Annotated in this window: 25 protein-coding genes and 1 riboswitch; of the genes, 23 read left to right on the forward strand and 2 right to left on the reverse strand. The window is 28.2% G+C overall.

Annotation, left to right across the window (positions count from 1 at the left end):
- Positions 1–27: 27 nt before the first annotated feature.
- From IR152_RS00810 to IR152_RS00835, 6 genes are all read left to right on the forward strand, one after another.
- Entirely contained in the window at positions 28–474 is a 447-nt protein-coding gene (locus IR152_RS00810) for a PTS sugar transporter subunit IIA (protein ID WP_227449941.1), read from the forward strand.
- 120 nt (positions 475–594) lie between these two features.
- Positions 595–897: a PTS sugar transporter subunit IIB gene (locus IR152_RS00815; protein ID WP_003423222.1), complete on the forward strand. Its 303-nt coding sequence runs from the start codon at positions 595–597 to the stop codon at positions 895–897.
- Between the two features lie 184 nt (positions 898–1,081).
- Entirely contained in the window at positions 1,082–2,488 is a 1,407-nt protein-coding gene (locus IR152_RS00820) for a PTS galactitol transporter subunit IIC (protein WP_227449942.1), read from the forward strand.
- Between the two features lie 337 nt (positions 2,489–2,825).
- A complete protein-coding gene (locus IR152_RS00825; protein ID WP_227449943.1) occupies positions 2,826–3,884 on the forward strand; it encodes a galactitol-1-phosphate 5-dehydrogenase in 1,059 nt (352 codons plus the stop codon).
- Between the two features lie 98 nt (positions 3,885–3,982).
- The gene (araD, locus tag IR152_RS00830; protein WP_227449944.1) at positions 3,983–4,669 is read left to right on the forward strand and encodes an L-ribulose-5-phosphate 4-epimerase; all 687 of its coding nucleotides are present in this window, start codon (positions 3,983–3,985) and stop codon (positions 4,667–4,669) included.
- A gap of 17 nt (positions 4,670–4,686) precedes the next feature.
- The gene (locus tag IR152_RS00835; protein ID WP_227449945.1) at positions 4,687–5,334 is read left to right on the forward strand and encodes a class II aldolase/adducin family protein; all 648 of its coding nucleotides are present in this window, start codon (positions 4,687–4,689) and stop codon (positions 5,332–5,334) included.
- A gap of 151 nt (positions 5,335–5,485) precedes the next feature.
- On the opposite strand, the gene IR152_RS00840 is transcribed toward IR152_RS00835, so the two are convergent.
- A complete protein-coding gene (locus IR152_RS00840; protein WP_227449946.1) occupies positions 5,486–6,853 on the reverse strand; it encodes an alanine/glycine:cation symporter family protein in 1,368 nt (455 codons plus the stop codon).
- Between the two features lie 187 nt (positions 6,854–7,040).
- A riboswitch (glycine riboswitch) is annotated at positions 7,041–7,129 on the reverse strand.
- Between the two features lie 425 nt (positions 7,130–7,554).
- On the opposite strand from IR152_RS00840, the gene IR152_RS00845 reads away from it, so the two are divergent.
- Together IR152_RS00845 and IR152_RS00850 are read left to right on the forward strand one after the other, a co-directional pair.
- Positions 7,555–9,675: a DNA topoisomerase III gene (locus tag IR152_RS00845; protein WP_227449947.1), complete on the forward strand. Its 2,121-nt coding sequence runs from the start codon at positions 7,555–7,557 to the stop codon at positions 9,673–9,675.
- A gap of 102 nt (positions 9,676–9,777) precedes the next feature.
- The gene (locus IR152_RS00850) at positions 9,778–10,236 is read left to right on the forward strand and encodes a hypothetical protein (RefSeq protein ID WP_227449948.1); all 459 of its coding nucleotides are present in this window, start codon (positions 9,778–9,780) and stop codon (positions 10,234–10,236) included.
- 239 nt (positions 10,237–10,475) lie between these two features.
- Here the strand turns inward: IR152_RS00850 and ytvI are convergent, their stop codons facing one another.
- Positions 10,476–11,537: a sporulation integral membrane protein YtvI gene (ytvI, locus tag IR152_RS00855; RefSeq protein WP_227449949.1), complete on the reverse strand. Its 1,062-nt coding sequence runs from the start codon at positions 11,535–11,537 to the stop codon at positions 10,476–10,478.
- Positions 11,538–11,811: 274 nt separating this feature from the next.
- Here ytvI and IR152_RS00860 point away from each other — a divergent pair, with 274 nt between their 5' ends.
- The 15 genes from IR152_RS00860 to IR152_RS00925 all read left to right on the forward strand — a co-directional run bounded on the left by IR152_RS00860 (position 11,812) and on the right by IR152_RS00925 (position 26,650).
- On the forward strand, positions 11,812–11,982 hold the full coding sequence (locus tag IR152_RS00860; RefSeq protein ID WP_227449950.1) for a hypothetical protein: 171 nt from the start codon (positions 11,812–11,814) through the stop codon (positions 11,980–11,982).
- A complete protein-coding gene (locus IR152_RS19880; protein WP_255624290.1) occupies positions 11,960–12,139 on the forward strand; it encodes a tyrosine-protein phosphatase in 180 nt (59 codons plus the stop codon). The genes IR152_RS00860 and IR152_RS19880 overlap by 23 nt, the downstream gene beginning before the upstream one ends.
- 16 nt (positions 12,140–12,155) lie before the next feature.
- Positions 12,156–12,323, forward strand: a complete 168-nt coding sequence (locus tag IR152_RS19885; protein ID WP_413927462.1) for a tyrosine-protein phosphatase — start codon at positions 12,156–12,158, stop codon at positions 12,321–12,323.
- A gap of 11 nt (positions 12,324–12,334) precedes the next feature.
- Positions 12,335–14,113, forward strand: coding sequence for a BglG family transcription antiterminator (locus IR152_RS00870; RefSeq protein ID WP_227449951.1), 1,779 nt, complete (start codon positions 12,335–12,337; stop codon positions 14,111–14,113).
- Between the two features lie 178 nt (positions 14,114–14,291).
- The gene (gene pfkB / locus IR152_RS00875) at positions 14,292–15,209 is read left to right on the forward strand and encodes a 1-phosphofructokinase (protein ID WP_227449952.1); all 918 of its coding nucleotides are present in this window, start codon (positions 14,292–14,294) and stop codon (positions 15,207–15,209) included.
- A gap of 36 nt (positions 15,210–15,245) precedes the next feature.
- Positions 15,246–17,165, forward strand: a complete 1,920-nt coding sequence (locus IR152_RS00880; RefSeq protein WP_227449953.1) for a PTS fructose transporter subunit IIABC — start codon at positions 15,246–15,248, stop codon at positions 17,163–17,165.
- 599 nt (positions 17,166–17,764) lie between these two features.
- Positions 17,765–19,291, forward strand: coding sequence for an FAD-dependent oxidoreductase (locus IR152_RS00885; RefSeq protein WP_227449954.1), 1,527 nt, complete (start codon positions 17,765–17,767; stop codon positions 19,289–19,291).
- Positions 19,292–19,317: 26 nt separating this feature from the next.
- Entirely contained in the window at positions 19,318–19,875 is a 558-nt protein-coding gene (locus tag IR152_RS00890; protein ID WP_227449955.1) for a hypothetical protein, read from the forward strand.
- A 471-nt stretch (positions 19,876–20,346) separates the two neighbouring features.
- Entirely contained in the window at positions 20,347–20,616 is a 270-nt protein-coding gene (locus IR152_RS00895; RefSeq protein WP_227449956.1) for a hypothetical protein, read from the forward strand.
- Positions 20,617–20,818: 202 nt separating this feature from the next.
- Positions 20,819–21,805, forward strand: coding sequence for a hypothetical protein (locus tag IR152_RS00900; protein WP_227449957.1), 987 nt, complete (start codon positions 20,819–20,821; stop codon positions 21,803–21,805).
- Between the two features lie 66 nt (positions 21,806–21,871).
- Complete coding sequence (locus IR152_RS00905) at positions 21,872–22,078, forward strand: hypothetical protein (RefSeq protein ID WP_227449958.1); 207 nt, start codon at positions 21,872–21,874, stop codon at positions 22,076–22,078.
- Between the two features lie 16 nt (positions 22,079–22,094).
- Positions 22,095–22,307, forward strand: a complete 213-nt coding sequence (locus tag IR152_RS00910; RefSeq protein ID WP_227449959.1) for a phage holin — start codon at positions 22,095–22,097, stop codon at positions 22,305–22,307.
- A gap of 90 nt (positions 22,308–22,397) precedes the next feature.
- On the forward strand, positions 22,398–23,396 hold the full coding sequence (locus tag IR152_RS00915; protein WP_227449960.1) for an immunoglobulin-like domain-containing protein: 999 nt from the start codon (positions 22,398–22,400) through the stop codon (positions 23,394–23,396).
- A gap of 20 nt (positions 23,397–23,416) precedes the next feature.
- Positions 23,417–24,037 carry a glutamate-rich protein 5 gene (locus tag IR152_RS00920; protein ID WP_227449961.1) on the forward strand — a complete coding sequence of 207 codons (621 nt, stop codon included), beginning with the start codon at positions 23,417–23,419 and terminating at the stop codon, positions 24,035–24,037.
- 21 nt (positions 24,038–24,058) lie between these two features.
- Entirely contained in the window at positions 24,059–26,650 is a 2,592-nt protein-coding gene (locus IR152_RS00925) for an Ig-like domain-containing protein (RefSeq protein ID WP_227449962.1), read from the forward strand.
- Positions 26,651–26,665 lie beyond the last annotated feature (15 nt).

The following is a 26,665-nucleotide window of genomic DNA, read 5'->3' on the forward strand; positions in this document are numbered from 1 at the left end:
GCAAAAAAATTGAGAGGAGTCAGAGTAATGAATGTAGATTTAATATCATTAGGTTTAGAATCTAATGATTATGAAAGTGTTATTGAAGAATTAGGAAATATAATGTATCAAAAAGAATATGTAAAAGACACATACATAAATGCTGTATTGGAAAGAGAAAAGACATTACCAACAGGTCTAGATATTGGCGAAATGTGTGTTGCTATTCCACATACAGATTCAAAACATGTAAATGAATCTAATGTAGCTGTGGGCATATTGAAAAAACCCGTAAAGTTTAATTCAATGATAGACCCAAAAGATAGACTTGATGTAGAACTTGTATTTTTATTAGCAGTAAAGAATCCAGATTCACAAGTAAAACTGTTAAAAGATTTAATGTCAGTTTTTCAAAATATAAAGCTTTTAAAAAATATAAAAAATGCATCGACAAAGGAAGATGTAGCTAAATTATTGGATTTTATAGAAATTTAATGTAGACAATCTTAGAAATAAAAAATTAAAATTTAAACAATCAAAGTAAGTATTATTTTATAGATAGGTTTAATCTATATAAAATAAAAATTTAGAGTATAAAATTAGGAGGAAATTATTATGAAACAATTTAATGTATTATCAGTTTGTGGTTCAGGAACAGTTACATCATCAATGGTAGCAGGTAAATTAAAAGAAGTATTAGGAAATAAGGGAATTTCTATCACTACAACAGAAGCTAGACCAACAGAAGCACTGAATTTAGCACAATCAGGAAGATTTGATTTTATAACATTTACTAGTCCACTTCAAACGGGAGATTATGGAATACCAACTATAAATGCATTTGCTTGCTTAACGGGTATAGGAGAAGAGGCATTCTTTGAAGAAGTTTTAACTGTTATTGAAGGGATAGACAAGTAAGCTTTGGAGGTGTGAATTATAGTATTTAAATTATTGATTTAGATACTATAATAAGCTAATATTAACTAAATATTTATGAAGAAAACATTTTTTATATGTTGTCATAAATTAAAAAATAATAAAAATAGTTATTTAAGAAGTATTAAATTAATCTTATAAATATTTATAAATAGGAGGATAAAAGATGTTAGAATTTATGAAATCCATAATTGATACATTTGGTTCTGCAATTATAGTTCCAATTATAATATTCATAATAGCAAAGATATTTAAAGTAACTACTAAGAAATCGTTTCTTTCTGCTGTGTATGCAGGCGTTGCTTTACAAGGTTTTACACTGATTCTAAATTCATTTACACCAATAATAACACCAGTTATCAATAGGATGGTTGATAGTACAGGAGTAAATCTACCAGTTTTTGATGTTGGCTGGCAAGCCACATCATTGGTTGCATTTTCAACAAGTGCAGGTATGATATATTTAGGTCTGGGGATATTATTACAAACCATTTTATTTTTAATAAAATGGACAGATGTATTCCAACCATCAGATTTATGGAATAATTATTCTTATATGGTATGGGGAGCAATGGTCATAGGAGTAACAGGAAATTTTCCTTTAGGTATAGCATGTATGGTTTTATTAAACTTATATAGTTTGTTAATATCAGAGCTAGTTGCAAAGAGATGGTCTAGCTATTATAGGTACCCTAATTGTACGATAATAGCCATGCATAATGTTGAGGCTTCTGTGTTTGCAGTATTTGCAGACCCTATATACAATAAATTGGGGCTAAATAAAATAAAATTAAATCCTAAAGAATTAGAGAAGAAATTAGGATTCTTAGGTGAACCAATTACTTTAGGGCTTTTTTTAGGGATGTTTATAGGTATATTAGGTAATATGACAAGGATAACTACTATGGAAGCTTGGGGAGAAATAATGAAAGTAGGTATATCTACAAGTGCTGTTATGGCAATTTTCCCTAAAGTAGCAAGTATGTTTGCTCAAGCATTTGCACCTATAACAGAATCTGCTAGAAAGATTATGCAAAAAGCTGGAAATCGTGAGTGGTACATAGCAGTAAATGATGCTGTTGGATATGGTGAACCTGCAACTCTAATATCGGGTCTTATATTAATTCCAATAATGCTTGTAATAGCTATGGTACTTCCTGGTAATAAAGTATTACCAGTTGTAGATTTATTAGCAATTCCATATATGGTGCAAGGTTTAGTTGCTATACATAATGGTAATATACCAAAAGTACTAGTTTCAGGTATAATTTGGTTTGGACTAGGATTATATATTTGTACATCTACAGCACCATTATTTACAGATATGGCTACAAATATAGGTGTAGCTATACCAGCAGGAGCAATGTTAATAACAAGTTTTAATATACTAGGAAAACCTTTGATGGGATTAGTTTTCTTTGCATTTCTAAGTGCAAATCCAATTTATATAGGTCTTGCAGTTGTAATTTACTTTGTTCTGTGGGCATTATTTAGAAAGAATAAAGCAAGTATTCTTGATTATCTAGAAAAACAAGCACTTAAAAATGTAGAAGAAGAGCCTGTAGCAGTTTAAATTTATAAAAATAAATAGGAATAACTAAAGGAGTTTATAATTGATTTTATATAAGTATCAGATAATACCTGAGAAATATTTAAATGAAATATAGACTTCTTTTTATTTAGATAATATTTGTAATTATAATTTGTGTATTTTTATAGTTGAGTTTTTCTGTATAACCTGAAAACATACTCTTTTATATTTATACAGTAATGTAATTTGATTTTATAAAATGTAATCTCTCTTGGCAAAAGACTTTGTATATAAGGCATTTATCTGAATACACTATTTATCTTTTGTATGGCATAGATATTGCTATATAGAAGTATATAGCATGAAAGGAGATATTTATATGGAGAATAAAATGAGAGCATCAGTATTGTATAATGTAGGTGATGTCAGATATGAAATGGTAGATATACCAGAAATAACAAATACAGAAGTGCTTGTAAATGTAAAGTATGTTGGAATATGTGGTTCAGATTTACCTAGGTCTATGGTAAGTGGTCTGAGTGGAAATACAGCATATCCATTAATTTTAGGTCATGAATTTTCTGGTGAAGTTGTTAAAATTGGAGAAAAAGTAAAACATATTAATGTAGGAGATAGAGTAGCTGTTGCACCATTAGTACCTTGTGGAGAATGTGATTATTGTAATGAAGGTAATTTTGGCTTGTGTGATGATTACAATATAATTGGAACAAGAGTAAATGGAGCATTGGCAGAGTATGTAAAAGTTCCAGAAGAACATATTTTAAAACTACCAGATACATTGGACTATGAAACTGCTGCTGGAATTGAACCAGCAACTATAGCTTATCATGGGATTTCAAAGTCTGACATTAAAGTAGGAGATAGTGTAGTTGTGTTAGGGTGTGGTCCAATAGGTCAGTTTACTATACAATGGGCAAAGGTATTTGGTGCATCTAAGATTGTAGCTGTTGATATTTTTAATGAAAAGTTAGAACTTTCTAAATCTCTAGGAGCAAATTATACATTGAATTCAAAAGAAGTAAATATAATTAAAGAAATAAAAAAAATAACAAATGGTGGTGCTGATATTGTAATAGAGACTGCTGGTAGTAGATTTACACAAGAACAATCTCTACTTGTAGCAAAAAAGAGAGGTAATATAGTGTTTGTAGGTATATCACACACAGAATTACCACTTAGTGTAGAAGCTACTGAGTGTATATTACGTGGTGAACTTACTTTGAAAGGTTCTTGGAATTCATATACAAGCCCTTATCCTGGAAGAGCATGGACTGCAACATTGGATTTTATGGGAAAAGGTGATATTGTTTTTAAACCCATGATTTCACATAAAATAGGTCTTAATGAAGTTGGTGACTTTTTAAGTAAAATGAGCAAGAGAGAGATTAATTTTAATAAAATCCTAGTAGAAATATAAAAATTTAACAGACAAATTAAAAAACAATTAAATTTTATAATTACAATATTAGGAAAAATAAAAATAATTTTCTCAAATAAAATATAGGAGGAAGAAAAGTGTTAGAAAATTTAAAAGAAGAGGTATTAAAAGCAAATTTAGAATTACCTAAGAAAAGACTAATTACTTATACTTGGGGAAATGTAAGTGGGATAGATAGAGAAAAAGGATTAGTAGTGATAAAACCAAGTGGGGTAGAGTATAGTAGTATGACTGTAGAGGATATGGTTGTAGTTGATTTAGAAGGAAATGTAGTTGATGGTAAATTAAGACCTTCTTCGGATACTCCAACTCATCTAGTCTTATATAAAGAGTTTGAAGAGTTAGGGGGAATAGTACATACACATTCAAGTTGGGCGACAATCTGGGCTCAAATAGGAAAGCCTATACCATCTTGTGGGACTACTCATGCAGATTATTTTTATGGAAGTATACCATGTACCAGAAAAATGACTAGAGAAGAAATTTGCAGTGAATACGAAAAGGAAACTGGAAATGTAATTGTTGAAGAATTTATGGGAAGAAATCCAATTCATTGTCCAGGAATAATTGTGAATGACCATGGACCTTTTACATGGGGAAAAGATGCAAATGAAGCTGTGCATAATGCAGTAGTTTTAGAAGAAGTTGCAAAGATGGCTTATTATACAGAGCTAATGAGTCCTGATAATATTATGGATAAAGTGCTTATGAATAAGCATTTTTCAAGAAAGCATGGAAAAAATGCATACTATGGTCAAAAATGATTATCTGGAGGTGAATTATGCTAGAATCTTTAAAGGTCAAAGTTGTGGAAATAGCAATTAAAGCAGAGCGTTATGGTTTATGTAAAGAAAAAGCTGGTAATTTTAGTATTAGAGATAAAGAGACTGGATATATACTTATAACACCCTCAGGTGTAGGAAGAGAAGAATTAAAAGTTGAGCATATTTGTGTATTAGATTTGGATGGAAATGTAATAGAAGTTGAAAAAGGTATTAAACCAAGTAGTGAGGTGTTGATGCATATTGAAATATACAAAGTAAGGGAAAATGTAAATGCTATATCACATACTCATTCTTTATATGCAACAGCATTTTCAGTAGCAAAGAAACCAATTATACCAATTGTATATGAATCAGTTAATTATGGTGGTTATGTAGATATTGCTCCGTATGAAAGACCGGGAACTTTAAAACTAGCTAAGAGTGTTTCAAAACTATTGCTAGATACAGATGCATGTTTACTAGAGAAACATGGACTTACAACTGTAGGTAATGATTTAGAGGAAGCATTATTAAAATCAAGATATGTAGAAGAGGTAGCAGAAATATACTATAGGTCTTTAGTTTTAAACCAGTTCAAAGAGCTTGAAGTAGTAGATGTCGATGAATTTAAATCATGGAAATACCCAGAAGAAATAAAATTTTAATCTAAATAATTTTCATTGAAAATAGTAATTAAAATATATGTACTATTTATTTCAATTACTATATTTCTGTAGATATATTTATTATACTTTTTCAAAAGAATATAGAATTCCAAAGTCATATAAAATTGACTTGGAATTCTATACTTTTTATTTATACATTTTTATTTATTTGATTTTCTGGAGAGTTTATATGTTCAAAGTATTTTTTAGTTTCAGATACTATTATAGGTGATAATGCAAGTAAAGCTATCAGATTAGGTATTGCCATAAGTCCATTTACAATATCAGCAATTATCCAAACAACTTCTAATTTTAAGAATGCACCTAATAGCACCATAGCTACAAATACAGTTCTATATCCATTCATACCTTTTACACCAAACAGAAATTCAAAACATCTTTCTCCATAATAACTCCATCCTAAAATGGTAGTAAATGCAAATAATGTCAAACTAACTGTAAGTAATATTGGTCCAAATGTAGGAATTGCTCCGTTAAAAGCCGCTTGTGTCATAACAGCTCCATTTAGGTCTGAACACCATACTCCTGAAATAACAAGAGAGAATCCAGTAAGAGTACAAATTATAATAGTATCTATAAAAGTACCCGTCATAGATATAAGACCTTGTTCTGCTGGCCATTCAGTTTTAGCAGCAGCTGCAGCTATTGGAGCACTACCTAGACCAGATTCATTTGAAAATACACCACGAGCTATACCATTCCTAATTGCCAGTGACATAGTTGCCCCCAGAAAACCACCAGTAGCAGCAGTAGGTGTAAATGCACTTTTGATTATTAACATAAAAGTTTCAGGAATTTTATTCCAAAAAGATATTAAAATGATTCCACAGATTACGACATATATAACTGCCATAAAAGGTACTATTTTAGTAGCTACATTAGATATACTTTTAAGACCTCCAAATACAACCAAAGCTACAAATACTGCTAATATAACACCTGTAATTCTAGGGTCTATTCCAAAGCTATTATTTATCGCATCTGTTATTGAATTTACTTGAGTAAAAGTTCCTATTCCTAAAAGTGCAACTAGTATACCACTTATAGCGAAAAATATTGCAAGAGGTCTCCATTTTTCCCCCATACCATTTACTATGTAGTACATTGGTCCACCAGAAACTTGACCATTTTTATCTTTAGTTCTGTATTTTATTGCAAGAACACCTTCTGAATACTTAGTAGCCATTCCAAAGAATGCTGCTATCCACATCCAAAAAAGTGCACCAGGTCCACCAGCTTTGATAGCTGTAGCAACACCAACAATATTACCAGTACCAACTGTAGCAGCTAGAGCAGTACATAAGGCTGCAAAACTTGAAACATCACCACTACCTTTGTTTTCCGCAGAGAATATTAACTTAAGAGCCCTTGGAAGTTTAGCTATTTGTACAACTCCAAGTTTAGCGGTAAGTAGTATACCAGTACCAACTAGTAGTACTAGTAGGGGTGGTCCCCAAATAAAAGCATCAACTTTGTTTAAAATATCAATTAGATTCATAAAAACACCCCCTCATTTTTTGCTTTACATAATCAATAGAATTTTTAATGAAGTAATTGACAGGAAATAAGTATAATTTATTAATAATTTCTAGTGTAATAAAAAAAGCTAAATCTAAAAAAGATTCAGCTCTGGATATACACTAATTAGCAACCAAAATAAAAGTATTAGTAAATACTATTTTTGGTAGATAATCCCTGTCCTTTTGCCTGAGAGATTGAGCATAAAAGCCTTGCCCCTTCGGCGCCCATAATGGGTCTCTCCAGAGTTCCGTAAATTTTACAGTCCTACTTTAAAAAGTACCTGAGAGTGTTACTCCTTCGGTGTGCTATATAGCAACTCTTCTATAAAATCTTAACCGGATATTGATTTGTCATAGCTTATTGTATTAATAATATTAATATAAGTTTTTATATTTTGTCAACCAAAAAATAAAAAACAAAGAAAAAATATAAAAATGTAATCATATTTACGAATTATAAATTTATAAGGTTAAGTAATGTACGTGAAAATAAATTCTGTAATAGGCATACAAATTAGATAAAAAATAAGTTTTAAATAAAAAATAAGAAAATCTTAAATAATTAATTAGATATGATTAAATTATGGTAATATTATAGTTACGATATTAAGAAAAGTTCTATTTATTTAGATTTTAAGCGTAATATTAGATTAAGTATAAGGAAAGGAAGTATTTTTAGATGGGAAAAGTATTAGTACTGGCAGAAAAACCTTCTGTTGGAAGAGATATAGCAAAAGTTTTAGGGTCAAAAAATGAAAAAAATGGATATATAGAGGGTTCAAGGTATGTGGTAACCTGGGCTCTAGGTCATTTGGTTACACTTGCTGACCCTGAAAGTTATGGAGAAAGATACAAATCATGGAGTTTAGAAGACTTGCCAATACTTCCTAAGCACCTGAAGACTGTTGTGATAAAAAAGAGTGGAAAGCAGTTTAATACAGTTAAAGCTCAAATGAATAGAAATGATATAGATGAAATAGTCATAGCAACAGATGCAGGTCGTGAAGGAGAACTTGTGGCAAGGTGGATAATAGAAAAGTCACAAGTAAAAAAACCTCTAAAGCGTCTTTGGATTTCTTCGAGTACAGACAAGGCAATAAAAGAAGGATTTGCAAAATTAAAAAATGGAAAAGAATATGAAAATTTATATTATTCAGCAGTAGCACGAGCAGAGGCTGATTGGATTATTGGAATAAATGCAACTAGGGCTTTGACGACAAAGTACAATGCACAACTTTCTTGTGGAAGGGTTCAAACTCCTACTCTTGCAATGTTACTTAAGAGAGAAGAGGAAATAAGAAATTTCAAACCTAAAGAGTATTATGGATTGGAGTTAATTGCTACAAAGGGAAATTCAGATATAAAATTTATTTGGAATGATAAAAACAATAACTCTTCAACTTTTAGTAAAGAAAAGATAGACTCTACATTAAAAAAAGTAAAAGGTGTAGACATAAAAATATCTGAAGTAAACAAGTCATATAAGAAAAAATATTCACCTGCACTTTATGATTTAACAGAATTACAAAGAGATGCAAATAAAATGTTTGGATTTTCAGCAAAAGAAACTCTATCTATAATGCAAAAACTGTATGAGCATCATAAAGTACTTACTTATCCTAGAACTGATTCTAGATATTTAACATCAGATATTGTTGGAACATTAAAAGATAGAATAAAAGCTGTAAATATTAGTGATTATTCAAGGATTTGTAGTAAATTATTAAAAAACAATATTACAGCTAATAAATCATTTGTAGACAATTCAAAGGTAACAGACCATCATGCAATAATACCAACAGAGCAGAAGGTATTTATGAGTGATTTTAGTGACAAAGAACGAAAAATATATAATCTTGTAGTAAAAAGATTTTTAGCAGTACTATCTCCTCCTTTTGAATATGAACAGACAACTATAAATGCAACTGTAGGAGGCGAAATATTTAAGGCTAAGGGAAATAAAGTAATAAATTTAGGTTGGAAGGAAATTTACAAAGATATTGAAGATGGAGATGAGTATGAAAGTATACCAAATATTTTAGAAAAAGATGTACTTAAAGTTAAGGAATTAAAGATAACTTCAGGGAAAACAAATCCACCACCATACTTAAATGAGGGTACGTTATTGACAGCTATGGAGAAAAATGGTCTTGGGACAGTTGCTACAAGAGCAGATATAATAGAAAAATTATTCAATTCATTTTTAATGGAAAAGAAAAATAAAGATATATATATAACATCAAAAGGGAAACAATTATTAGATTTAGTTCCAGTAGATTTGAAGACACCAGAACTTACAGCTTCATGGGAAAAGAAATTATTGGATATTTCAAAAGGAAAACTTAGTAAAAATACATTTATAAATGACATGAAAGATTATTCAAAAGATATCGTACTAGAAGTAAAAAATAGTGATAATAAATTTAAACATGATAACTTAACTAAGAATAGATGTCCAGAGTGTGGTAAATTTATGTTAGAAGTAAATGGTAAAAAAGGTAAAATGTTGATTTGTGAAGATAGAGAGTGTAACACTAGAAAAACTATATCACAAGTAACTAATTCAAGGTGTCCTAACTGTCATAAAAAATTAGAACTTCGTGGAGAAGGTGAGGGAAGAATCTTCACTTGTAGTTGTGGGTACAGAGAAAAGCTGTCTTCTTTTAACAAGAGGAAGCAAGAAGAAAAAAAGAAGGCATCAAAAAAAGATGTTAATCAATATTTAAAAAATCAAAAGAAAAATCAAGAAACATTTAATAATCCATTTGCAGAAGCACTAGCTAAACTAAAAAATAAATAATTTTAAAGTTATTATTATATCAATTATAACTTCAACTGTATATCAATTATATGTACTGATATAATATAGTGTATAATTTAGGCATGAAAGTAGGGCTGTTAAATGGATTTAAGTGATATATTTGAATACTATTGTAAAAAGTGTGAAAATACATGGAATAATTCAAGTGTTGAATTATTGGAGAACATAGAAACATATAGTAGGGATTCACCAAAAAAGAGTGAAAAAGAATTAGATAAATTGATAAATACAATATCAGTTCATTTAGAAAGGTATCCAAATGACTCTGTATTGAGAAAAATGTGGGTAAAAAAAGGCGAGATTTTCTTACAAAAGACATTAGAAAAAGAAAATATTTTTAAGTTAGAAAAAATGGATATAGATGATAGAAAAAAATTTTTAGATATAACAAAACAGTTTATTAGAGATGTTAGAAAATTTGATGATGATTTACCTATAGGTGATATTATGCAAGCTATGAGAAATGTATGGATTTCAAATGTATTACAATTATTATTTGGTAAAGAGGTCTATTATTCAAAAGCTAACTTTAAAAATTGAAGGAAAAATAAAAGAAAAATTTAAAAGTATAGATGTTTTAAATAATGAAAATGAATATAAAGAAATGATTGATATTATTTGTGCAGAGTAGAAAAAAGGGAGCGTCTCAGAATGGACTTTTTAGTTTATGAGGCACTCTTTTTGTATAAAATCAAATGTATTTTCATCATTTCACAATGAAAAAGAGGCTTATCTCTATTTTGAGACAGCCTATTTTAAATTTAAATAAAAATGTTAAACTATTTAAATGCAGTAATAATACCATTATCGTGTAAATTTTTTATGATTGTAGCTGCGATAGGGAATCCAAATAATCCGGCTATTCCAAACAGTTGAGCTCCAACAAACATACACATTAAGGTTATTAGAGGATATAGACCAATTTGGTGTCCTACTACTTTTGGTTCTAATATTTGCCTAACAACGGTTATAATTATGTATAGTATTAAAAGTCCTATCGTTAAGTGAATATTTCCATTAATAAGTGAGATAATCATCCAAGGTGTCAAAATACTTCCTGTCCCTAAGACTGGCAAAATATCAACAAGTGCTATGATGACAGCTATAATAAATGCATTTTCGACTTTTAGGAGGTTAAGTCCAATAAGGAGCTCTATAAATGTTACTGATAGTAGTATTGCGTAGGCTTTTAGTAGTTTTAAAAGAGCATTAATACTGCTATTTTTTATATTTATTATCATAAATTGACTTTTTTCTGGAAACTGTTTTAAGAGAAAGTTTACTATTTTTTGATAGTCAAAACTAAAGAAAAAAGAAGCAATTAAAGTAATAATAAGTTTTAACATAAACGCAGGTGTTTTGCTTGCAATACTAGCAATAGCATTGAGTGCATTTGTTGAAACAGAAGCTACTAAGGACATCATAGATTGGCTTATATTGTCCCAACCAAGTATTAATGCTAGGTTAACATTAGGTGTACTAGCATCTATCTTTGAAAATAAAGTGTTTAGTGTTGGTTGTATACTTGACTTATATATATCAGGAAGCCTAAAAAACATGTCACTTACACTTGCAAATATCTTCACACCAAAACTAACTAATAAAAATATACACAGTCCATAAAAGGCTAAAAGTATTACTACAGAAATAAATGTACGATTTAAATTTGTATTATGTGTAATAAGTCTTATAATAGGTCTTAAGATGGATGCAATGATAAAACTGATTACAAAAGGCATTAACAATGGTAATAAGAATTTTAATACAATATATATAATACTTGCTATTAAAACTACATATGTAAATTTAATTATAAAATTCTTTTGCTTTTGAATGTCCATAATATAAAACCTCCAATGTATTTGACATTATTCTAAATATGGTCTTTTTTACATAAAATATACTACTGTATATTGATTATAAACTATAAAGCTTCCACAAAGTAAATAAATTATGTAAAATTTAGGTTAATTTTGAATAAAGATATACTTTTACATTTTACAACTACTAACCAAACACTAAAAAATATTTTAAATAAAGAACATAAAATTGTGATAAAATTAATTTATCGATGTTTAAGAAAAGTATAATAGATAGCTTTTAAGAGGTGGTAAGATGAAAAATTTTAGAGCTTTAGGTGGTAATAAATCAGAAGATGGTAGAAGTGATGAAGAAGCTCGTAAACATCCATCAACAGTAATATCAAATATAAAAAACATAAGGATTCTAGCTATGAGAGAGTTGGAGGAATCAGAAGGGAGTTTTGGTTCTAAGAGACTATACTAATTTACCGATATTAAACCATTGTACTGCTGGTAAGGATAGAACAACTGGTGTAGGGAGTGCTATAATTCTTATGATTTTAGGGGTATCAAGAGAGAACATAATGAAAGATTATCTAAAAAGTAATGATTTTGTAGATAAAGAGATTTATAGAATATAAACCTGAATTTAAGGGAATTCCAAAAGAAAATTTAAATTATATATTTGGTGTAAATGAAGAATATATGAAAACTGCTTTTAGAAGAATTGATGAAGAATACAATGGTGTAGAAGCATCTTTATATGGAGAATTTAATTTAGATAAAGAAGAAATAAAAAAATTAAGAAATCAATATCTAGAATAAAAGGTGATTTTATGAGTTTAAATATAACAGCAAGACAGATAAATATAATAAAAATACTGTTAAATTCAAAAGATACGATTAGTGGTCTTGTCTTAAGTCAAGAGATAGGATGCTCTTCAAAAACTATACAAAATGAAATAAAGGATATTAATAAACAACTTAGAAATGGTAAAATCTTGTCAATAAGAGGAGTTGGTTATAAACTAGAGGGAAGTTTTGATGAGGTAACTCTAAATAGCAATCTCTATGATGATGTAGATAGAGTAGAATATATAATCAGAAAAATATTAACCTTGAGTAATGAAGAAAAAAATACTATAAAACTTGAAGATTTAGCCGATTCTATGTATGTAAGTGTTTCGACAGTAAAAAATGATTTAAAAAAAGTAAAAAGAATATTAAAAAAGTATTCAATCTCAGTTAAATCTAAGCATAAACAAGGTATATGTGTTTCAGAAAGTGAAGATAAGATATTAAATTGTATAGTTGACTTAAGCAATAAGAGAGATAATCAGCTGAGTTTAAATGATTTTTTAAATGATGATATAAAGGAAAAAAAATTAATAATAAAAAAAATATTATTAGACATATTAAATGAAAATGGATTGGTATTAACTGATATAGAATTTAAAAATGTGTTAAATAATATATTAGTTATGTTAAGCAGACATAAATATGATGAACAGGAATTTATAGCGAATTATGTAGAGAATTATAAAAATAAGAGAAGCTCAATTCTAGAAAATGAACAAAACAAAGAAATTATAGTAAACTCAATAAAAATGTTTTGTAAAAATTTAAAATTAGCTACATCAATAGATATAAGTAATGATAAGGTATTTGAGGAATTTTTATATAAACATATTAGTAGCTTATGTAAAAAAATAAAGCTAGGCATAAATCAATCACCTATAATGGCTCAAGATATAAAAATAAAATATCCATTTGCTTTTGAATTAGCTAGTATAGCTAAAAAAACAATAGAAAAAGATTTAAATATAGAAATCAATGAGGATGAAGTTGCAAACATAGCTCTACATATAGGCGGAGCTGTTGAAAGAGCATCTTATAATAATAGAGATAAGGTTTTTAAAACCATAATAGTTTGTACTTCAGGTATAGGCACATCAATGTTAATAAAAGCTAAGTTAGAGAATATATTTAAGGAAAAATTAGAAATATTAAAGATTATTCCTTCATACTTAGCTGAATATATAAAAGTTATAGATGTTGATTTTGTAATATCTACTGTTCCTATTGAAATAGGCGATATACCAGTAATAAATATATCTCCAATTTTAAGTGACAAAGAAGTTAAATTAATCGAAAAGTATATAAAAACAGGAAATATATATCTAGATTTAGATATAAAAAATCTGTTTGATAGTGAACTGTTTTTTACTGATTTGGATTTTAAAAGAAAAGAAGAAGTTATAGATTTTATGGCGAGTAAACTTGTACAACATGGCTGTATAGATGAGGCTATGAAAAACTCTTACTTTGAGAGAGAAAAAATAGCAACAACAGAAATAGGAAATATGGTAACTATACCACATGGAGCTATTGGAAAGATTTTTGATAATAAAATAGCAATTGGTATATTGAAGAAACCTATTTCTTGGGAAATATCAGATGTTCGTTTAATAATAATGTTAGCACTTGATAAGGATAAAATATTAGATTATGAAGTCATATTTTCAAATATATATAAGAGAGTAGATTCTATAGCAAAAGTTATAAGTATATGTGAAAATAGCAGTTTTGAAAAGTTTGTAAGTCTATTTAAATAGAGGTATATTATAATATATAGTACTGTATATACACTTATAAATTTGGATAATATAAAACTAAATAAGATAAAAACGATAAATTTCTCTTTTAATTAAGAGAAATTTTTTGACTTTCAAGGATATTAATATGGAGTTAAGATATAAGCATAAGATAAATAAATAAAAAAGAGGTGGCAAGATGATTTATACGGTAACATTAAATCCATCAATAGATTATATAGTTAAACTAGATGAACTGAAGACAGGAAGTACAAATCGTGTAAATGAAGAATACGTTTATCCAGGAGGAAAAGGTATAAATGTATCTCGTATACTTAAAGAACTTGGAAATGATAACACATCTTTAGGTTTTATAAGTGGTTTTACTGGAGAATATATAATAAGAATCTTAGAAGAAAAAAAATTGAAGACAGACTTCATAAAATTAAAAAATGGTTTTTCAAGGATAAATGTAAAAATAAAAGAGTCAGAGGAAACTGAAATTAATGGGCAAGGTCCAAATATAGGTGATGAAGACATTGATATTTTATACAAAAAACTTGATAAGCTAAATCAAGATGATATTTTAATATTGGCAGGAAGTATACCATTTACTCTAGATGAAAAACTATATGAAAATATAATATCTAGATTAGAAGAAAAGAATATAAAAGTTGTAGTAGATGCAACTAAAAATCTTCTTCTTAATGTTTTAAAATATAAACCTTTTCTAATTAAGCCTAATAACAACGAATTAGAAGAAATGTTTGGTGTTAAATTAAATTCAATCGAAGACATAGTAAAATATGCTAAAAAATTAAAGGCAATGGGAGCCATAAATGTTTTAGTATCAATGGGTAAAGACGGAGCAGTATTGATTACAGAGGAAGGTGAAGTACTTATAAGTGATGTTCCTAAAGGAAAAGTAAAAAACTCTGTAGGAGCAGGGGATTCAATGGTAGCAGGGTTTATATCTGGATATTTAAATACTGGTAAATATGACTATGCTCTTAAATTGGGAACAGCTTCAGGTAGTGCAACTGCTTTTTCGTATGACTTAACCAAAAGAGAGTACATTGATAAATTGGTAAATGAAATATCTGTAAACAAGTTTTAGAATATTAAAAAATATATAGAAAGGTAATTAGTATTTATGAAAATTATAGATTTATTAGATGAAAAATCAATTAAGTTAAATTTAAAGTCAAAAACCAAGTCAGAAGCAATAGAAGAATTAGTAGATTTGGTTGCAAATAGTGGAAATTTAAATGATAAAGAAAACTATAAAAAAGCAATTTTGGCTCGTGAAGAAATGAGTACAACAGGAATTGGAGAAGGTGTAGCTATACCTCATGCTAAAAATTCATCAGTTACTAAAGCTTGTATAGCAGCAGCAGTGTCAAAAGAAGGTATAGATTATGAATCATTTGACGGAAGCTTATCAAATCTATTTTTTATGATAGCTGCACCAGATGGAGCTAACAATACTCATCTTGAAGTGTTATCAAGATTATCTACGATACTTATGGATGAAGACTTTAGAAAGAAACTAATAAATTCAAATTCTGAAAAAGAATTTAAGGAAATAATAGATAAAAAGGAAAGAGAAAAATTTAGTGAAGAATATCAAGATGAAAAAATTGGTGAGAAAAATATAGTAGATGCTAAAGAGAATGATATTAATAAGTATCCTCAAGTCTTAGCAGTAACAGCATGTCCAACTGGAATAGCACATACATTTATGGCAGCTGAAAGTTTAAATAAAATTGCCGAAAATAAAGGGGTATCAATAAAGGTAGAAACTAATGGTTCAGCAGGTGTTAAAAATAAGCTTACAAAAGATGAAATAGAAAATGCAACATGTATAATAGTAGCAGCAGATAAAAATGTTGAGATGGCTAGATTCAATGGGAAAAAGGTCATAAAAACTAAGGTCGCTGATGGCATACACAAAGCAGAGGAACTTATAGATAAAGCTGTAAATGGAGATGCTCCAATTTATCATGGAGGAGAAGGAAGTCACACCGAATCAAATGAAGAAAGTGAAAGTGGATTTAGAAAAGTATATAAACACTTAATGAATGGCGTATCTAATATGCTACCGTTTGTTATTGGTGGAGGGATACTTATAGCTATAGCATTTTTACTTGATGACTATTCTATTAACACTTCAAATTTTGGTTCAAATACACCTACAGCAGCATTTTTTAAAGGAATAGGAGATAAAGCTTTTGGATTTATGTTACCTGTACTTGCTGGATATATAGCATATTCTATATCTGATAGACCAGCATTTGTCGTAGGATTTGTAGGAGGAGCTCTTGCAGGTGATGGTGGTTCAGGTTTTTTAGGTGCATTACTTGCAGGTTTTATAGCAGGCTATTTAGTAGAAGGGCTTAAGAAACTATTTAGTGTATTACCAACTTCATTGGAAGGAATAAAACCAGTGTTATTATACCCTCTATTTGGAACACTTTTGATGGGTATTATAATGACATTTTTAGTAATACCTCCAGTTACAGCTATTAATAATGCAATGGTTGGATTTTTAAATGGTTTAGGAGGAACTTCAAAAATAGTTTTAGGATTAGTTTTAGGTGGAATGATGGCTGTGGATATGGGTGGACCTGTAAATAAAGCAGCATATGTGTTTGGGGTTGCATCACTTGAGTCAGGGCAGTTTGAAATAATGGCAGCAGTAATGGCTGGTGGTATGGTTCCGCCACTTGCTATAGCTCTTGCAACTACATTTTTTAAGAATAGATTTACAAAAGAAGAAAGAGATTCTGGTAAAGTTAATTATGTAATGGGATTATCATTTGTTACTGAGGGAGCAATACCATTTGCCGCTGGAGACCCGCTTCATGTTATACCAGCTTGTGTTGGAGGTTCAGCAATAGCAGGAGCACTTAGTATGTTGTTTAATACAGCTCTTCGTGCACCTCATGGAGGAGTATTTGTTATACCAGTAGTTACTCATCCACTTGCATATATATTAGCTATAACTATAGGTGCTATAGTTGGGATGATGCTTCTAGCATTACTTAAAAAGCCATTAAATCAAAGGGTATAGTTAATAAAAATTATTCAACAATTAAAAAAGTTTTACAAAAATTAATATATTACTGAGTTATTATAAGATAAAAATTTATATAAAAAGTGAACTTTATATGCAAAGTTCACTTTTTTATATTTTTGATTCAATTTTTGTACCAAGTTTATTTAAATGATTTTTTTGATACTTCAATCCTAATTTTTCTCGGTTTGTGAGCATATAAGTTTTAGTACCGGTATTTATAGTCACTAATTTCTTTTTCAATGTACCCCATTTTCTAATTTTTGAAAAGGAGATATTAATCTATATATAATACGTTTTAATCACATGTCTGTTGTAATTTAAAGATTTTATATATGTATTTTGGGATATTTACAGTTTCTGTTTTTGCTGTTGGTGTTTTATCTAGCATAATAATTTAAGATACTTAGCAATTATAATATTTTATTAAAATAACATTTTAAAATTCAGTTAGTATATATGATTAATAAATTTATTATATCTATTTAAGTATATTGTTTATGATTAAGTAATGTATTTATTTTTACATTATTTATAATAAATAAACCATATGATGGGAAAACTATTATTATTTAATATGTAAAGGAGTATTTTAAATGAACGAATCATATTGGTTTTTAAATTCAAATCCAAAGGAATATAAAAAGTTAGGCGAAAATATAAAAGTAGAGTGTCTTATAGTAGGTGGAGGAATAACTGGATTGACAACTGCATATTTATTAGCAAAAGAGGGTAAAAAAGTAGCACTCGTTGAAGCTGATAAAATAGGATATGGAACTTCAGGAAGAAATACTGGTAAGGTAACTTGTCAACATGACATATTTTATTCTAAGATAGAGAAAAAATATGGATTAGATAAAGCAAAATCATATTATAATGCAAATAATGAAGCTCTAAACTTAATTGAGCAAATAATAAAAGAGAATAATATCAAATGTGATTTTAAAAGAGAACCATCTTTTGTATTTACAGAAAAAGAAGAAACTATAAAAGACATAAAGGATGAATATCGTACATGCAAGAAAATAGGAGTAGATTGTGAGTATCATGAAACTATATCAGATATTCCATTAGACATAAAGGGAGCTATTAGTTTCACTAATCAAGGTCAATTTAATCCAAAGAAGTATATTGATGGATTAGCAGAAATAGCAGTACATTTAGGTGTAAAAATATATGAAGAGACACCAGTAGTAGATTTAGAAAAAGGAAAAATATGTAGAGTTAAGACAAGAGAAAATAATATAATAGAAGCTGAAAATGTTATAATTTCATCTCATAGTCCATGGTATGATGGGTTGAATTTTTATTTTGCAAAAGAATATGCAGAACGTGCTTACTTAATGGCAGCAGTTTTAGAAAATAAATTACCAGATGGTATGTTTATAAGTATAGATGACCCATCCATAACTTTTAGACAATATAATGATGGAAATGAGAACTTACTAATTTTTGGAGGAGGAGACCATAAAGTTGGTCAAGGAGGAACTGAGAAAGAAATATTTAATGACTTGAAGCATTATGGAAAAAAGGTTTTTAAGGTAAAAGATTTTAAGTGCAAATGGTCAGCTCAAGATAATATGAGTTTTGATAATGTTCCTTATATAGGTTATATCAATAAAAGAGAAGACAATATTTATGTAGCTACAGGGTTCTCTAAATGGGGAATTACTAATGGAACTGCTGCAGGAATAATAATAAAAGATTTGATAGTAAATAATAATTCTGATTATAAAGATACTTTTAATCCATCAAGATTAGGTAGTTACTTTTCAAAAGATTTTATAAAGGAAAATGCAAATGTAGCAATAAATTATGTAAGTGGAAAATTAAAAATAGGTAGTGGAGATATGCCTAAGAACAATGGAGAAGGAAAGATTGTTAATATTGATGGAAAAAGATATGGTGCATATAAGGATGATAGTGGAAATTTTTATATTGTAGATACCACATGTACTCATTTAGGATGTGAACTTAATTTTAATAGTGAAGAAAAAACATGGGATTGTCCATGTCATGGTTCAAGATTCGATTATAAGGGAAATATACTTGAAGGACCAGCTCTTAAGCCGTTAAAGCTTTATGGACATGGTGATAATGATGTTAATCCTAAGTTATTATAGAATTGTTTTAGAAAGGTAAAGTGTGTATGAATAAACTTTTAAAACCAATAACTATATTATTATATATAGTATATGTTTTCTGTGCTATATTTTTTATTATGAATAGAGAATTTGGAAGTGTAGGATTAGTAGCAATCAGCTTAATTGGTACTTTTATACTTAGATTTTTAAATAAGCATAATGAAAGACTTTTAGGTAAAGAACTATATCTAGTTCTTGCCTTATTTATAATGTTTTCATCATTGTTAGGGACTTGTTTTAATTTTTATGATATAAATTATTACGATGATTTTTTACATTTATGGTCAGGTGTAATATCTAGTATTGTAGCATTTTCTATGATTAGATATTTTTATATACAAAAAGATATAAGCAAAATGAGCAAAATATTCTTAGTTATATTTGTATTTATGTTTAGTATGGGAGTAGCTAGTTTGTGGGAAATAGGTGAATTTTTAATGGATACTTTTATTGGCACTACTACACAAGCTGGTGGACTAGAAGATACTATGATTGATATGGTAGATGCTTTGATAGGTACAATTATAACTATTCCTTTTATAGTAAAAAAATCAAATGCATAATTTAAAATTGATTGCAATGGATTTAATTTTATTCATATTAGATTTCAAGAAATTATATGATTAATTAAATCCATTTTTTATTCTCTGTATTTGTATAAGATATTGTATAATTTCTTATATTATGAAAATTAATTTGAAATATTTAAAAGAGTATATAATTATAAAGATAATATTTTATGTTAAATACATATATTCTATAAAAAGCGTAATATAAATTTTGTTTTTTGTTACAAAATGGAGAACTGTATAGGTATATATATAGATGATAAATATTCTTTGACGTTTGGCAAAAACTAAGTATTTTACTATTGTAATTTTAAAATTATATTTAATAATGTAAATTTTAATAAATTAAATAGTGTAATAGGTAGAATATTTTTTATACAATATTAATTTTTATGATACGAAAATTAATCATTGTATACATGTATATAAATAAATATAAAAAGTTAAATATAATAGGGGGAAAAGATGTCAAAAAAAATCAATTTAGAGAGCTGTTTTAAACATGCTATGGAAAAAGGATATAAGTATTTGGGTGTAGTTGTAAAAGTAGATGAAAATCATAGAGAGTTAATAGTAAATACAAAAAATAACTTTCAAAATAAACTTAAGTATTATAAGTTAGCTTATGATGAAAATTTGAATCATAATGTAGCAAAGGATATGAGCATAACTGATTTTACATATGGAAATACTTTAGCAGATATTGAAAATAAATTAAAGAAAAATTTTATATAAAGTAACAAATATGCTTTTTAATTTAACAAAGTATATATTATATAAGGTATATTAGCTAGTGAATGAAAAATATATCCCATCAAAAATCCACGCAATACCAACAAATCTAATAATCCCAAATAAGCTTGTTAGCATTTAAATAATGCTAACAAGCTTAAGTATACTAATCTAAGATATTTTAAACAAGAAAGGTTTAAAGAGTATGAATAAAAGTATAAAGGAAGAAGATGTATTAAGCTATAGACCTAATCTAGAAGTAGGAAGATTTGATAATTTTGAATATAAATCAATAAAGTACACAAATGAACCTATAACAGTTAGGGATTATAAAACCAATATTTTGAAATCATTTGAAAAGTACCATCCCTCAAGCGTAGTATCAAAATTAAATAAAATTATATCATTATCAGAATCCTATTTGAGTTTGATAGAAAATGGTGCATACCAAGATAAAATTATGAAACAGTATTGTATTTCCATGACAGAAGAGGAACAAAATATATTAAAAATTGAAAATTTTAATAATTTATATGGTGACTCTAAGTTTGAAAGTTACTTAGAAATTTTAAATATAAAAAATGAATTATTGAATATAAGGAAAGTTTTCGTAATGGGGATGTATACAACTAAAAAGAATGACTATTTATTTGATGAGGTAGATTATTCGTTTATTGATAAAGTAAATCAATATGAATATGAAAAAAGTAATCATAATATAAATTATTTTTCTTTATATTATGATATTCAAATTGTATTTATTTTATTAGAATACTGTAATGATATAGAAAAAATAGTTAAAGAATTATATATGATTGAGAATAACAAAAATGAAAAGCCAATAAATTCAGAAACTCATATTATTTTAAGTAAAAAGTTTAATCTCGTAAATAAAACTATGAAAAATGATTTATTTAATGATAAAAGTGTTCATGGAAATATAGATGCTTCTTTGCACAATATATTTTTAGCCAAGCATGATATAAATACATTTATAAATAATTTTATGAATTTAAGTGCTTTAAAGGATGATTTTAATTTAATTAATGAAATAAAGGAAGATAATCTAAATTACATAGAAATTAGAATTGATGAACTAATAAATTCTTGTATGTTATCTGTAATTTATAAAAAAGATATTTGTAATTCACTATGGAATAAATCAAAAATAAGAGAATTTTTTACTAAATAATTTACAATAGAGAAAGATAGTTGGTATATTCAGAAAATGAAAAGTATTAATAAGGAGGGTGAATATATGGCTGTTAAGCAAAAAAATATTAAAAAGAAAGATAAAGAAGAGCTTTATTCAAAAGCAGTAAGAATAAAATGTTGTTATTGTATTAAAAAAGAAGATTGTTTATATCAAGCAAGAAAAGAGTCTAGTGAAAGTCTAGGTTATATAACTTATTGTACATTAACTCCAAATATTCCTAAAAAACAACGTAAAAAAATAAAACGTTAGTCAAAGGAGAAAACACATGAAGAATTATTTAAAAAAGAGATTGAGAAACAGAGGATTTTGGGTTTCTCTATCAGCAATGTTGGTACTTACAATACAATCTTTTGGAGATGTTAATATATTACCGAAAAATTATTCTGATATAGTAAATTGCTTTTTAGCATTACTCACAGCACTTGGAATATTGAATGACAATTCTACAGAAAATAAGTGGTATTTAGATGATAAGTAATAGATTTTCTTAATTAGCTAACATATTTACGTTCTAAAAAACTTTTCAAAAATATTTATAACAAAAATAAAAAACAAGGGAGATAGTATTATGATTTTTAATGATTTGAAGATACCAAGAGGGAGTTCTTTTGACCCAATGCAAGGAGTTAGATCTATAGATAATATAGACGGTGATGTGACAGAACTTGTCACAGTAGAAGGTGAAGTCAATGTGAATGTAATTGGGCAATATACTTTGAAATACTCAGCCCCAGATAAATCTGGAAATGTAACGACAGCAAATAGAATAATAACAGTTGTAGATACAGGTGCTCCTATAATAAGTGGTGCTGATAATAAGACTATAAATTTATTGGAAGAACTAGACTTAAGGGATGGAGTTACAGCAATAGATGATATAGATGGAGATTTAACTGATTCTATAGTTATAGAGGGTGTAGTTGATAATACCATACCTGGAGACAATAACATTGTCTATGCTGTAGAAGATAAATCTAAAAATAAAAGTACAGTAAATAGGGTAATAACAGTTGTTGACAACATAGCACCTATATTATCTGGTGTTGAAGATTGTACTGTAGAATATGGATCAACATTTGATTCAAAAGCTGGAGTTACTGCCAATGATAATATAGATGGAGATTTAACTTCTAAGATAGTAATAGAAGGCGTGGTTAATACTTCTGTTTTAGGAGAACAAATATTAACATACAAAGTTTCAGATGTTGCAAATAATGAAGCAAGTGCTGTAAGAAAAGTCACTGTTGTTGATACTGTTAAACCAGTATTTTCAGGTATAGATGATTTAACATTAAACTTAAATGATGACTTTGATGCTCTAGAGGGTGTAACAGCTGTAGATGAAGTTGATGGAGATTTAACAGATTTGATAACTGTTGAAGGTGGGGATTTAGTTGATACATCTGTCGTAAAAGAGTATCAAGTTACTTATAAAGTATCTGATAAATCATCAAATGAAACTGTGGCAGTCAGACTAGTATCTGTAATAGATAATATACCTCCTGTATTAACTGGTGTTGAGGACAAGAATATAGAAGTAGAACCAACATCTAAAGAAGAAGTTTAATAAATAATAGAGGTGAAATTATGGGTAACTTTAATGTCGCTTATAGTGCTGGTGGTAACTTAGATAGAATAAAAAAAGTTGGAAATATAGAAGAAATAAATAATATAGAGAGTATAGATAAGATAGATAGTTTATCTGAAATAGAAAACATAGAGATTCTTAAAAATATTGAAAACTTAGAGCAAGTGAAAAATGTAGAAAAGCTTGAGTCTGTTTCTAATATAGATAACCTCAATGAAGTTAATATAGTCAATGAAATAAAAGAGATAGGAAGTATAAGAGGGTTTGCATCAAAAACACAGCCATATAATTATATGAGATTGATAGAAGTTCCAGCACTTAGAGGGGTATTTGAAGAAGAGATAGTTTTACCTCCATCTGAAGTTGAGATTCTTGCTATATCTGTTACATGTAGTGGATATGGAGAAAATGACCACTATAATTTATATTTTAATGGACAATTGTGGTTTAAGGATTGGTACTTGGGGGAAGTAAAAGAAGGTCTTTTCTTAGGTTCATCTACATATGTATATGCAGCACCTCCAGATTCAAGAGTAGTTTTAAAATTTCATAATGATAGTGGTACTTCTAAGAAATTATGGTTTGGTATAAGAATGTTAAAAGACCCAGAACCAATTTAAAGATAGAAAGGAAAATTAAATATGTTAAGTAATGAAATAAAGGATTTTGTCTTCCATGAGTTTAAAACAGATGCAGATAGTTTTGTAAAAGATTTAGCAAATGTTTTAGCTTTAGGGAATTATACTAAAGAAGTAAAAGATATATCTGGAAATTTAATGAGAAAATCTTTGCCTTCAAAAGAGGATTGTTGGAATATAGTGTATCCAAATCCAAACTTTAAACTTATAAAAGATAGAGAAGTTTCTTCTTTTGATGAGATAAATGCAGGCGAATATGAAATAATAACTAAGGACCAAATTTCTAAAATAACTGATTCTGTTGTTGTAAGAGCTGTTACGAGACCATCTGATAGAATTACTCAGCAAACAACGAAAGTTGGTTCTGATGAAATTTCAAAATATGGGATTCTGGATAATGATATAGAAGAAAATACAGTTATGTATCTGGAAGTGTACTTTCCAAAATATTTATGTGATACAGAATTGGATGACCCCACTCAACAACGAGATGGAAAAACTGTACCAAAAGTTGTAAATCTAAAAACTGGTGTAAAAGATGCACAAGCTAGAAACTATCACAACTGCTATATGAGAATTTTTGATAATCCAAATAAGGATTATTCTGGACCAGCAGAAAATGTTATAGATATGGTAACTGGTGATATATCTGAATTTAATTCTGCTTCATCTGAATGGTGTAAACTATCTTGGTTTACAGATTTTGATGAAAAATTTAAATCAGAACTTGGTATAACTGGTTCAGATGCTCTTTTAAGAATACCTATTACATCTTCTTTAAATAATAAAACTAAAATAAGAGTACTTGCTAATATACATCCAAATAGAGTACTTATAAATGTGACAGGTAATCCAAATGTAGATTATGAGGACAATAGATATTTGGTTGGTCAAGCATATATAGGTTCTATTGACAGCTTTGATTTTGCTAAAAAGGACATAGCTGGAAATTTTGGTATATTTACAACTTCTTCATCTGTACCTTCTATACCAAAGTTTAATATCAAATATAGTGAGCCTTTTAATGGAGTTAATATACTTGGAACTGATGGTGGCAAAACATCAGGAAAGAGTGTTATATCAAATGCAGGGTCTAAGTCAGCATGGGTAAATATAGGTACATTCCCTTGGTTAAATAATTCACTACTTAGTACTAGACCAGTAGATACTGTAATAAAATATACCTATAATAGGAGAGATGTACCAAGAGATTTTGAAGCAAATATTGCAGGTGGTAAAACGACTATATATGAACCTAGTTTACAAATTACAATAGGTGCTTCTGTAAACAATGAATTTGTATCTGAGTTTGGATTAATGAATCCAAACGTAAAATATTATAACGGATATGGAACATATTATATTACAACTAATGCAAGAACATCTATATCAAGGGAAAGAGTTACTTTTCCATCTGAATTGCCAATAACTATAGATAAACCAATAGTAAAAGATATGACAGTAGAAGTTCAGGTAACTTATAATGAACAAGACCTATACAACTATATTAGAAAATATGTAGCACAAAATGATGGAAAAGGTCTTTTAAATGACTTAAGCTACTATATCTATGGTTCACAAGATGGAATGGTTGAAAGACCAATTTATTTTTATCTAGGTTTTGATGAAGTAGAAGAAAGAACTACCCAAGAAGGTGGTTCAAATAGAGATAAGTATGGAAATCTCATAGATATAAAATACCATCAAACTTATGGTGTACATACAGCAAATGGAACAACAGATTTTGCAATGTATAAAACAGACTCTGCTGACTATTTCCAAAGTCACTATTTTATGTTCTCATCAACAGAGCAATTCATGAAAAAACATATGTATGGTAAATCAGTTTATACAAACGAATACTTTGCAGATAGAATAAAAATTGTGCATAGTGCAGAAGGTGTTCGCGGAGCTTTATCAGGTATGATAGTGATAGATGCTGAATCACTTTTCCCATTTGATGAATTAATAGTAAATAAAACTTTTGAGAAGTACGAAGATAAACCAGAAGAAACATACATATACCTTCCACTAACTACTCCTTATACTCCTTTTGCAAATTCTCCAAATGAAAGATACGGTGTGGGAATATTAAAAGAACTTAAATACAATGAAAGTAATGATGATTCTAAGTGTGAAGCTGCATTAAGAGAAATACAAGATATGTATAAAGATATTTATTCTTGTACAAATAATGAAGAATCAGTTTATTTTGCTGATAAAACGAATAATGGATTAGAGATAACATGGGATTCTTCTGATACGAATATAGTGAGTTTTTCTAAAGGAGCAGATGTTGAAGAACCTACAATAGAATTAAAAATAACTCCTGAAAATCCAACTTTATCAGTTGGAGAAAAAAAATCTCTTTCCTTGCTTGAAGGAGAAGAAATAGTAGCAGATGATAAAGTAGTTTGGACTTCATCAAATGAAAGTATAGTTACTGTTTCTCAAAAGGGAGAATTAGCTGGGATAAAAATAGGTAGAGCCGTTATAACTGTTAGATATAAAAGTAGAAAACTTCAAACTGAAGTAAATGTAAATTCTACAGATGAATTGGAAGAATCAGATTCACAAGAAGAATTTGTTATATAAAATATGATGAGGAAT

The sequence above is a fragment of the Clostridioides sp. ES-S-0108-01 genome (genome assembly GCF_020662285.1).
Lineage (GTDB): Bacteria > Bacillota > Clostridia > Peptostreptococcales > Peptostreptococcaceae > Clostridioides.

What these genes read in the sequence shown, in the direction of transcription:
- IR152_RS00850 (WP_227449948.1), top strand. Translation starts at nt 9,778, where the DNA reads ATGGATTTAAGTGATATATTTGAATACTATTGTAAAAAGTGTGAAAAT.
- IR152_RS00885 (WP_227449954.1), top strand. Translation starts at nt 17,765, where the DNA reads ATGAACGAATCATATTGGTTTTTAAATTCAAATCCAAAGGAATATAAA.
- IR152_RS00870 (WP_227449951.1), top strand. Translation starts at nt 12,335, where the DNA reads ATGAGTTTAAATATAACAGCAAGACAGATAAATATAATAAAAATACTG.
- IR152_RS00820 (WP_227449942.1), top strand. Translation starts at nt 1,082, where the DNA reads ATGTTAGAATTTATGAAATCCATAATTGATACATTTGGTTCTGCAATT.
- IR152_RS00880 (WP_227449953.1), top strand. Translation starts at nt 15,246, where the DNA reads ATGAAAATTATAGATTTATTAGATGAAAAATCAATTAAGTTAAATTTA.
- IR152_RS00900 (WP_227449957.1), top strand. Translation starts at nt 20,819, where the DNA reads ATGAATAAAAGTATAAAGGAAGAAGATGTATTAAGCTATAGACCTAAT.
- IR152_RS00925 (WP_227449962.1), top strand. Translation starts at nt 24,059, where the DNA reads ATGTTAAGTAATGAAATAAAGGATTTTGTCTTCCATGAGTTTAAAACA.
- IR152_RS00815 (WP_003423222.1), top strand. Translation starts at nt 595, where the DNA reads ATGAAACAATTTAATGTATTATCAGTTTGTGGTTCAGGAACAGTTACA.
- IR152_RS00905 (WP_227449958.1), top strand. Translation starts at nt 21,872, where the DNA reads ATGGCTGTTAAGCAAAAAAATATTAAAAAGAAAGATAAAGAAGAGCTT.
- IR152_RS00845 (WP_227449947.1), top strand. Translation starts at nt 7,555, where the DNA reads ATGGGAAAAGTATTAGTACTGGCAGAAAAACCTTCTGTTGGAAGAGAT.
- IR152_RS00810 (WP_227449941.1), top strand. Translation starts at nt 28, where the DNA reads ATGAATGTAGATTTAATATCATTAGGTTTAGAATCTAATGATTATGAA.
- IR152_RS00895 (WP_227449956.1), top strand. Translation starts at nt 20,347, where the DNA reads ATGTCAAAAAAAATCAATTTAGAGAGCTGTTTTAAACATGCTATGGAA.
- IR152_RS00890 (WP_227449955.1), top strand. Translation starts at nt 19,318, where the DNA reads ATGAATAAACTTTTAAAACCAATAACTATATTATTATATATAGTATAT.
- ytvI (WP_227449949.1), bottom strand. Translation starts at nt 11,537, where the DNA reads ATGGACATTCAAAAGCAAAAGAATTTTATAATTAAATTTACATATGTA.
- IR152_RS00835 (WP_227449945.1), top strand. Translation starts at nt 4,687, where the DNA reads ATGCTAGAATCTTTAAAGGTCAAAGTTGTGGAAATAGCAATTAAAGCA.
- IR152_RS00860 (WP_227449950.1), top strand. Translation starts at nt 11,812, where the DNA reads ATGAAAAATTTTAGAGCTTTAGGTGGTAATAAATCAGAAGATGGTAGA.
- IR152_RS00920 (WP_227449961.1), top strand. Translation starts at nt 23,417, where the DNA reads ATGGGTAACTTTAATGTCGCTTATAGTGCTGGTGGTAACTTAGATAGA.
- pfkB (WP_227449952.1), top strand. Translation starts at nt 14,292, where the DNA reads ATGATTTATACGGTAACATTAAATCCATCAATAGATTATATAGTTAAA.
- IR152_RS00840 (WP_227449946.1), bottom strand. Translation starts at nt 6,853, where the DNA reads ATGAATCTAATTGATATTTTAAACAAAGTTGATGCTTTTATTTGGGGA.
- IR152_RS00910 (WP_227449959.1), top strand. Translation starts at nt 22,095, where the DNA reads ATGAAGAATTATTTAAAAAAGAGATTGAGAAACAGAGGATTTTGGGTT.
- IR152_RS00915 (WP_227449960.1), top strand. Translation starts at nt 22,398, where the DNA reads ATGATTTTTAATGATTTGAAGATACCAAGAGGGAGTTCTTTTGACCCA.
- IR152_RS00825 (WP_227449943.1), top strand. Translation starts at nt 2,826, where the DNA reads ATGGAGAATAAAATGAGAGCATCAGTATTGTATAATGTAGGTGATGTC.